We start from the raw sequence: 8726 nt of genomic DNA, 5'->3' as shown, positions 1-8726 counted from the left end.
CGCAAGATCTGGCTGGCGGGGCTGGGTATCTATTCGAAGATCGACCAGGACGGCCCCAAGCTTTTCGACTCGCTGGTGAAAGATGGCGAGAAGGCCGAAAAGCAGGCCAAGAAGAGCGCCGAAGATGTGGCCGAAAGCGCCAAGTCTTCGACCACTTCGCGGGTGTCCGGCGTGAAGGACCGGGCGCTGGGCAAGTGGAGCGAACTCGAAGAGGCTTTCGATAAACGCCTGAACAGCGCCATCTCGCGCCTGGGTGTACCGAGCCGCAACGAAATCAAGGCCCTGCACCAACAGGTAGACAGCCTGACCAAGCAGATCGAGAAGCTGACCGGTGCCTCGGTGGCGCCGGTTTCGTCGCGTGGGGCCGCAGCCAAGCCGGCAGCCAGCAAGGCGGCAGCCAAGCCACTGGCCAAGGCGGCAGCGGCCAAACCCGCAGCCAAAACCGCTGCGGCGAAACCTGCAGCCAAGGCGGCCGCGGCAAAACCTGCGGCTGCCAAACCTGCAAGCAAGGCGGCAGCAGCGAAACCCGCCGCCAAGCCTGCGGCAAAGCCGGCAGCAGCCTAACCGGCAGCAGCCAGGAAGCCTGCAGCGAAGAAAGCACCGGCCAAGCCGGCGGCCAGCGCCGCACCTGCCGCAACCGACGCCCCGGCCCCGGCTGCAGCCCCGGCCAGCAACACGCCGTCGGCGGCCAACGGGACCGGTACCCTGATCTGATACCGCAACGCCCTCTTCGCGGGTGGCCCCGCGCCTACAGGTTCAGCACAACCTTGTAGGCGCGGGTTCACCCGCGAATGCGTTGGCGGCGGCAGCACAGCCCCTGCAGGGCTAGTCCTCCAGATACTTCATCGCCAACTGCTCGGCTGCCCCCCGGGCCTGAGCCTGCAGGTGCGGCGCCACCAGCATCATCACCTGGTACACCACGATTCCCACATCCCCTGCGCGCCCCAGCACCCGCTGGTAATCCAGCGAGAACAGCAGCGTCAGGGTGATCTGTTCCACCAGTTGCCCCAAGGCCTGGGTGTCACTCTGTACCAGGCCCTGGCCCTTGAGGCTGGCCAGCAGTGCCGCCAGCGTGCGCTTCAGGGCGTTGATCAGGCTGCGCATGCCGCGGGCCAGCTTGGGCAGGCGCCCGGTCAGGTTCGACAGGTCCTGGAACAGAAACCGGTACTGCGCCATGTGCTCGACGATCAGGTGCAGGAACAGCCAGTAGTCCTCGGCATCCAGGCGCACTTCCAGCGGCGGGTCCAGCAGCGGCATCAGCGCTTCTTCGAAGCGCTCGAACAACCCCAGTACCAGGGGCTCCTTGCCGTGGAAGTGGTAGTAGAGGTTGCCCGGGCTGATACCCAGCTCGTTGGCAATCTCCAGGGTCGATACGTTCGGCTCGCCCTGCTGGTTGAACAGCTGCAGGGCGCACTCAAGGATACGATCGCGGGTTTTCATCCGGTCGGTCTGCTCATCGGGTCAGCACATAGGTGCCGGGCGCAGGGGCCAAGGGCGGGTGGGTGGCGTTGCCCAGGTCGTTGCGTGGCGCCTTGAGCGGCCCGGAGCGCTGGGTGATCCACGCCAGCCACAACGGCCACCAGCTACCCTCGCTGCGCGTAGCCTCGTGGAACCAGGCGCGCGGGTCACTGCTCAGGCTGGGGTTGGTCAGGTAATAGGCCTTGGGGTTGCCTGGCGGGTTGATGATGCTCTGGATATGCCCGCTGTTGGCCAGCACGAAGCGGCGCTCACCGCCCAGCAGCAAGGCCGACCGGTACACCGCGTCCCAAGGGGTGATGTGGTCGTTGCTGCCGGCAACGGTAAAACTGTCCACGCTGACCTGTTGCAGGTCGATTGGCGTGCCGCAGACCTCCAGCCCGGCCGGGTAGGTCAACGGGTTGAGCTTGAAGAAATCCAGCAGGTCGCCATGCAATGCGGCAGGCAGGCGCGTGCTGTCGGCGTTCCAGTAGAGAATGTCGAACGCAGGCGGTGTCTTGCCGAGCAGGTAGTTGTTGACCCAGTAGTTCCAGATCAGGTCGTTGGGGCGCATCCAGGCAAACACCCGCGCCACTTCGGCGCCGTCCAGCACGCCGCGCTGGTGAGAGCGGCGTTTGGCTGCCTGCAGGGTCTGCTCGTCGGCGAACAGGCTGGCCGGGCTGTCGAACTTGCTGTCCAGCAGGCTGACCAGGTAGGTGGCACTGCGCACCCGGCGCAACTGGTTCCTGGCTTGCAGGTGGCCTTGCAAGGCGGCCATGGTCAGGCCGCCGGCGCAAGCGCCCATGAGGTTGGGGTCGCGGTTGCCGCTGATGCGGCGGCAGGCATCCAGGGCTTCTTCCAGCGCCTGCACGTAGCTGGACAGGCCCCATTCACGGTGGCGCGGGTCTGGGTTGCGCCAGCTGACCATGAACACCTGCAAGTTGTTCTTGAGCATGTACTGGACGAAGCTGTTGTTCGTGCTCAGGTCGAAGATATAGAACTTGTTGATCTGCGGCGGCACCACCAACAGCGGGCGGCTGTGCTGTTTTTCACTCATCGGCCGGTACTGGATCAGCTCCAGCAGCTCGTTGCGAAATACCACGGCCCCAGGGGTGGCGGCCAGGTTGCGGCCCACGTCGAAGGCCCGCTCATCGACCTGGCGCGGCAGGCCATCGTTGTGGCGCAGGTCTTCGAGCAGGTGGGCCAGGCCGCGCACCAGGCTCTGGCCACCGGTGTTGAACAGTTCCTTCACGGCCAGCGGGTTGAGCAGCGAGTTGCTGGGGGCCAGCGCATCGTTGAGCAGGTTGAACAGAACGTGGGCGCGGGCCCGGTCATCGTCATGCAGCTGGCTTTCGTCGATCCACTGGCGGGTCTGCTGCTGCCAGGCCAGGTAGGCTTGCAGGCCTCGGCGGTAGAACGGGTTCAGGCTCCATGCAGGGTCGCTGAACCGGTTGTCACGCGGGTTGGGTTGAAGCGGTGAATCGCCCAGCATCACCCGCCCCAGTTGCCCGCCAAGGGCCAGCAGGTGATGGGCGGTATGCAACGGGTGGCGCAGCCCGTGGCGGCCGACATTGCGTAGCGTGGCCAGCAGGTCGCGGCCGCGCAGGCCGAGCATGGCATGCTGCACGGTCATTCTGCCGGCAGGGAGCGTTTGCGATCCTTTGGCCGGTTTGTCTGTCATGGCAACACTCCCTTGTCTGACCCATTGCGCGTTTTAGCCCCTTTCGCGGTGCTGGCGCTTACCCTCCCGAGGCCGGGCGCGGGTGCATCACGGCGCGCTGACGTTCTTGCTGCAGGAACTTCATGATGATTGGCGCGACAGCCTCGGCTCGGGTAATCAGGAACAAATGGCCGTCGTCGATAATATGTAGCTCGGCGTTGGGAATCCGCCAGGCCAGCAGGCGCATGTTAACCAGCGGGATCAGCGGGTCGTCGTCGCCCGCCAGTACCAGGGTCGGCTGCTGGATCTTGTGCAGCCAGTGAATGCTGGTCCAGCCCAGGCCGGCGAACAGCTGCCAGTAGTAGCCCATCTTGCCGCCGGAGCGCACCTTGGCTGCGTGGTGCATGGCCAGCTCTGGGTCCCGGCGAAAACCGCCGCCGTAGATCAGCGGGGCAATGCGCAAGACATGGGACGGCTGCACATAGCGCCTGGGGCTGGCCATCATCCACAGCACCTTGGGCTTGCCGGGTACCATCACGGCACCGGCGGCAGTGGCGGCGAGTATCAGCTTCCTGCAGCGTTCGGGGTAGTCGTGGGCGAACTGCTGGGCCAGGGCGCCGCCCCAGGACACCCCAATCACATTGACCTGGCCGTAATCGAGGTAATCGAGCATCCGTGCCGTCAGCTTGGCCAGCCCGGGGAAGCGATACGGGTGGCGCGGGGTGGACGAGCCGCCGACACCGGGTACGTCGAAAGCGATCACTTCCAGGTCCGGGTCCAGTGCTTCGATGAACGGGAATACCAGCTCCAGGTTGGCGCCGATGCCATTGAAGATCAGCAGCGGCGTCAAGTGCGGCTTGCCGGGGCGGACGGCGGTGCGGATGGACTGGTTGTCCAGCTCGACGGTCCGGAAGATATACGGTTGCGTCATGCGCGTGACTCTTGGGTGAAATGAACACCGTGGCGCCCTGAGGGCCGCCACGGCGCTGCCACTCAACGCTCGTGAACGTAGGTGCCTGGGGCCGCCTCGCCCGCAGCATAGGCACGGTTGCCCAGGCGGGTCGGCGCTTTTTTCAGTTCGCCTGCGCGCTCGGCCAGCCAGCCTTGCCAGTGCAGCCACCAGGAGTCGGCATGCTTGGTGGCATTTTCCTGCCAGGCAAGCGGATCACCCGGGCGGTCGTCACCGGTCATGAAGCGTGCCTTGGGGTTGCCCGGCGGGTTGAGAATGCTCTGGATATGCCCGCTGTTGGACAGCACGAACTCGATCTTGCCCCCGAACAGGTGGGCCGAGCGGTAGCACGACTGCCACGGGGTAATGTGGTCAGCGGTACCCGCCACGCTGAAAATGTCGCACTGCACGTTTTTCAGGTCGATGGGGGTGCCGCACACTTCCAGGGCGTTGGGGCGCGTCAGCGGGTTGGTCTTGAACATTTCGATCAGGTCGCCATGGAAGGCGGCGGGCAGGCGCGTGGTGTCGTTGTTCCAGAACAGGATGTCGAACACCGGCGGCTCGTTGCCGAGCAGGTAGTTGTTCACCCAGTAGTTCCAGATCAGGTCGTTGGGGCGCATCCAGGCGAACACCTTGGCCATCTCGCTGCCTTCCAGCACACCGGCCTGGTAGGAGTGGCGCTTGGCGGCTTCCAGGGTCTGCTCGTCGACGAACAGCGCCACCTGGGTATCCATCGTAGTGTCCAGCACGCTGACCAGCAGGGTCAGGGCATTGATCTTGTGCTCGCCGAGGGCTGCGTAGTGCCCTACCAGTGCCGTGCAGGTGATGCCGCCAGAGCAGGCACCGAGCATGTTCAGGTCCTTGCTGCCGGTAATCGCCAATACGGCGTCGACGGCTTCCTTGAGTGCGTCGATGTAGGTGGACAAGCCCCATTCACGCTGGGCCTTGGTCGGGTTGCGCCAGCTGATGATGAAGGTTTGCTGCTGCGAGCGCAGGCAAAAACGAGCCAGGCTCTTTTCCGGGCTCAGGTCGAATACGTAGAACTTGTTGATCTGCGGCGGCACCACCAGCAGTGGCCGGGCGTGCACCTGTTCGGTGATCGGGCTGTACTGGATCAGTTCCAGCACATCATTGCGGTACACCACCGCGCCTTCGCTGGTGCCCAGGTTCTTGCCCACCTCGAAGGCGTCCATGTTCACCTGGCTAGGCATGCCGCCGTTGTTGACCATGTCCTTGGCCAGGTTGGACAAGCCGTCGAGCAGGCTCTTGCCACCGGTCTCGAAGAAGCGCTTGACCGCCGCCGGGTTGGACAAGGTGTTGGTCGGCGCCATGGCTTCGGTCATCAGGTTGATGACGAACTGGCCGCGGCTGATGTCCTGAGGTGACAGGTCACTGCTGCCGATCCAGTCCTGCAGTTCGTTGCGCCAGGCCAGATACGTCTGCAGGTAGCGGCGGTACAGCGGGTTGCTGCTCCAGGCCGGGTCGTTGAAGCGTCGGTCGTCGCTACCCGGGGCCAGGCTGGATTTGCCCAGCAGGACGTTTTTCAGTTCCAGGCCAAAATGGGCCACATGCTTTGCGCTGTGCAGCGGTTGGCGCACGGCCTGGCGCAATACGGTGCGTGCCGAACTCAACAGGTCTTTGCGGCGAATGCCGATGATCGGGTTCAGCCCCAGGGTGTTTTCCGAGGCCTGCCGCTGCAGCTCATCGTTGTTCTTGTTACTCATCTACGACGCTCCGTTGTCCTGAGACGAGTACCGGTTGCTGTGACGGGGGCACAGCCCTGAGCCCGGTACTGCTACTCGGGTGACCAGTGATAAGGAACAGCGGTGCTGCGGGGTTCTGTATACCTGCAGCGTGATGCAGGGAACTTGCCACTCACATTGGTTACCCGACTTTCATGTAATGCGCAAGACAGCCCGTCACTGGGCCGTCTGTCAGCCACTCAAACAGATGGATCTAGAAAATGCGCTCTAAACCTTGCAGCCCTTGCGCTAGAGCATGAATTTGACGACCGACTCAGCCGGGTCGCGGGACTTGCCGGCCTTGTGCAGCTCGTCGAGGTATTCGGCCCACAGCTCGTTTTGGCGCAGGCACAGCTGTTCCAGGTATTCCCAGGTGAACAGGCCGCTGTCATGGCCGTCGTCGAAGGTCAGTTTCAGTGCATATTGGCCGGCTGGCTCGATGCCGCTGAGGCCGACGTTGAGCTTGCCGACTTGCAGAATGGGGTTGCCGTGGCCCTGGACCTCGGCGGAGGGGGAGTGCACGCGCAGGAACTCGGCGGGCAGGGTGTAGACCTCACCGGGCGCATAGGTAAGGCTGAGGGTTTTCGAGGCTTTGTGCAGGTTGATGGCGGTGGGCATGCGGGCCATGGGCTGACTCTCTTCTTGGCGACAAGAGTCAAGCTTCAAGCTTCGAGCCTCAAGCTGCAAGAGGAGATGGCCAAGACATGTAACGGCCATGTTTTGCGGTGCTGCAAGCGACGTCGAACAGCTCGTCGCTTGCAGCTTGCCGCTTACAGGATGTAACGCGACAGGTCTTCGTTCTGCGCCAGCTCACCCAGGTGGCTGTTCACATAGGCCGCGTCGATCTGGATCGGCGTTTCGTCATGGGCGCTGGCCAGGTCACCGGCACTGAACGACACCTCTTCAAGCAGGCGCTCCAGCAGGGTATGCAGGCGACGGGCACCGATGTTCTCGGTTTTCTCGTTGACCTGATAGGCAATTTCGGCCAGGCGCTTGATGCCGTCGGCGACGAACTCGATGTTCAGGCCTTCGGTTTTCAGCAGCGCCTGGTACTGCTCGGTCAGCGAAGCGTGCGGCTCGCGCAAAATACGCTCGAAGTCTTCCGGGGTCAGTGCCTTGAGCTCTACACGGATCGGCAGGCGGCCTTGCAGCTCGGGTACCAGGTCGCTGGGCTTGCTCAGGTGGAACGCGCCCGAGGCAATGAACAGGATGTGGTCGGTCTTGACCATACCCAGCTTGGTGTTGACGGTGCAGCCTTCGATCAGCGGCAGCAGGTCGCGCTGCACGCCTTCACGGGACACATCGGCACCGCCGACATTACCGCGCTTGGCGACCTTGTCGATTTCGTCGATGAACACGATACCGTGCTGCTCGACCGCCTCCAGGGCCTTGGCCTTGAGCTCTTCCTCGTTGACCAGGCGGCCCGCTTCTTCATCGCGGACCATCTTCAGCGCTTCTTTGACCTTCAGCTTGCGCGCCTTGCGCTTGCCCTTGCCCATGTTGGCGAACAGACTTTGCAGCTGGTTGGTCATTTCTTCCATGCCGGGCGGCGCGGCAATTTCGACACCTACGGCATCGGCGACTTCGATCTCGATTTCCTTGTCATCCAGCTGGCCTTCGCGCAGGCGCTTGCGGAACAGCTGGCGGGTGTTGGAGTCGCTACTGGTCTGCGCGGCTTCCTCGTTGAAGCTGGTCACCCTCGCCTGCGGCAGCAGGGCATCGAGGATACGGTCTTCGGCGGCGTCTTCGGCGCGGTGGCGCACGCGGATGATCTCCTGCTCGCGCAGCATCTTCAGTGCGGCATCGGCCAAGTCGCGGATGATCGACTCGACGTCACGGCCGACGTAGCCGACTTCGGTGAACTTGGTGGCTTCGACCTTGAGGAACGGGGCGTTGGCCAGCTTGGCCAGGCGGCGGGCGATTTCGGTCTTGCCGACACCGGTCGGGCCGATCATCAGGATGTTCTTCGGCGTCACTTCGGCGCGCAGCTCAGCCGGCAGCTGCATCCGCCGCCAGCGGTTGCGCAGGGCAATGGCCACGGCGCGCTTGGCGTCGTCCTGGCCGATGATGTGGCGGTTGAGTTCGTGGACGATCTCGCGGGGGGTCATGGACATGATCAATTGGGTCCTTGGGCAGATGAGTCAGCGTGGAAAAGCCCCATCACCGGGATGGGGCGCCAGAACAGCTGAGTCAGTCGGCCAGGTCCTGCTCCTCGATGGTCAGGTTATGGTTGGTGAACACGCAGATGTCGCCGGCGATGTTCAGGGCGGTCTCGGCGATTTCACGGGCCGAGAGGTCGGTCTTGTTCAGCAGTGCGCGGGCGGCAGCCTGGGCGTAGGCACCACCGGAACCCATGGCGATCAGGCCATCTTCGGGTTCGACCACGTCGCCGTTGCCGGTGATGATCAGCGAGGCATCCTTGTTGGCCACGGCCAGCATGGCTTCCAGGCGGCTCAGGGAACGGTCGGTACGCCATTCCTTGGCCAGCTCGACGGCGGCACGGATCAGGTGGCCCTGGTGTTTCTCCAGCTGCCCTTCAAAGCGCTCGAACAGGGTGAATGCGTCGGCGGTGGCACCGGCGAAGCCGGCGATGACCTGGCCGTGGTACAGGCGGCGCACTTTCTTGGCGTTGCCTTTCATTACCGTGTTGCCGAGGGATACCTGGCCGTCGCCGCCCATGACGACTTTGCCGTTACGGCGGACAGAAACGATGGTGGTCAAGGGGAGAGTCTCCACGCAGCGGGGCGAAAGTGCCTGATGCAGACTCATATGGGGGTGGGGGGAAGGATTTCAACCGTGGGGGATGAATGGTCGCGCCAGGCCGGGGGCGCGGTGTGAGGGCATTCGCGGGCATGCCCGCTCCCACAGGATCACCACAATCTCGAAGCATGTGGTAACCCTGAGGTGCGCCCCATTTGTT

The 8726-nt window shown here is 63.7% G+C and carries 7 protein-coding genes and 1 pseudogene; 1 reads left to right on the top strand and 7 read right to left on the bottom strand.

Features of this window, described 5'->3' with window-relative positions:
* A pseudogene (locus G1E_RS24110) lies at positions 1–714 on the top strand (phasin family protein); the annotation flags it as partial.
* A gap of 111 nt (positions 715–825) precedes the next feature.
* Here G1E_RS24110 and G1E_RS24105 read toward each other — a convergent pair.
* From G1E_RS24105 to hslV, 7 genes are all read right to left on the bottom strand, one after another.
* A complete protein-coding gene (locus G1E_RS24105; protein WP_047150172.1) occupies positions 826–1440 on the bottom strand; it encodes a TetR/AcrR family transcriptional regulator in 615 nt (204 codons plus the stop codon).
* A gap of 13 nt (positions 1441–1453) precedes the next feature.
* Positions 1454–3136 carry a class II poly(R)-hydroxyalkanoic acid synthase gene (gene phaC, locus G1E_RS24100; protein ID WP_009682359.1) on the bottom strand — a complete coding sequence of 561 codons (1683 nt, stop codon included), beginning with the start codon at positions 3134–3136 and terminating at the stop codon, positions 1454–1456.
* Positions 3137–3194: 58 nt separating this feature from the next.
* Complete coding sequence (phaZ, locus tag G1E_RS24095) at positions 3195–4046, bottom strand: poly(3-hydroxyalkanoate) depolymerase (RefSeq protein WP_029886363.1); 852 nt, start codon at positions 4044–4046, stop codon at positions 3195–3197.
* A 62-nt stretch (positions 4047–4108) separates the two neighbouring features.
* The gene (phaC, locus tag G1E_RS24090) at positions 4109–5788 is read right to left on the bottom strand and encodes a class II poly(R)-hydroxyalkanoic acid synthase (RefSeq protein WP_009682356.1); all 1680 of its coding nucleotides are present in this window, start codon (positions 5786–5788) and stop codon (positions 4109–4111) included.
* A gap of 267 nt (positions 5789–6055) precedes the next feature.
* Complete coding sequence (locus G1E_RS24085) at positions 6056–6433, bottom strand: gamma-butyrobetaine hydroxylase-like domain-containing protein (RefSeq protein WP_009682355.1); 378 nt, start codon at positions 6431–6433, stop codon at positions 6056–6058.
* Between the two features lie 143 nt (positions 6434–6576).
* On the bottom strand, positions 6577–7920 hold the full coding sequence (gene hslU, locus G1E_RS24080) for an ATP-dependent protease ATPase subunit HslU (protein ID WP_009682354.1): 1344 nt from the start codon (positions 7918–7920) through the stop codon (positions 6577–6579).
* A 76-nt stretch (positions 7921–7996) separates the two neighbouring features.
* The gene (hslV, locus tag G1E_RS24075; RefSeq protein WP_009682353.1) at positions 7997–8527 is read right to left on the bottom strand and encodes an ATP-dependent protease subunit HslV; all 531 of its coding nucleotides are present in this window, start codon (positions 8525–8527) and stop codon (positions 7997–7999) included.
* Positions 8528–8726: the final 199 nt, after the last annotated feature.

The organism is Pseudomonas sp. TJI-51, from assembly GCF_000190455.2.
Taxonomy (GTDB): Bacteria; Pseudomonadota; Gammaproteobacteria; order Pseudomonadales; family Pseudomonadaceae; genus Aquipseudomonas; species Aquipseudomonas juntendi.
The sequence above is the reverse complement of the archived record's forward strand: the minus strand, read 5'-3'. Positions and strand labels throughout refer to the sequence as shown.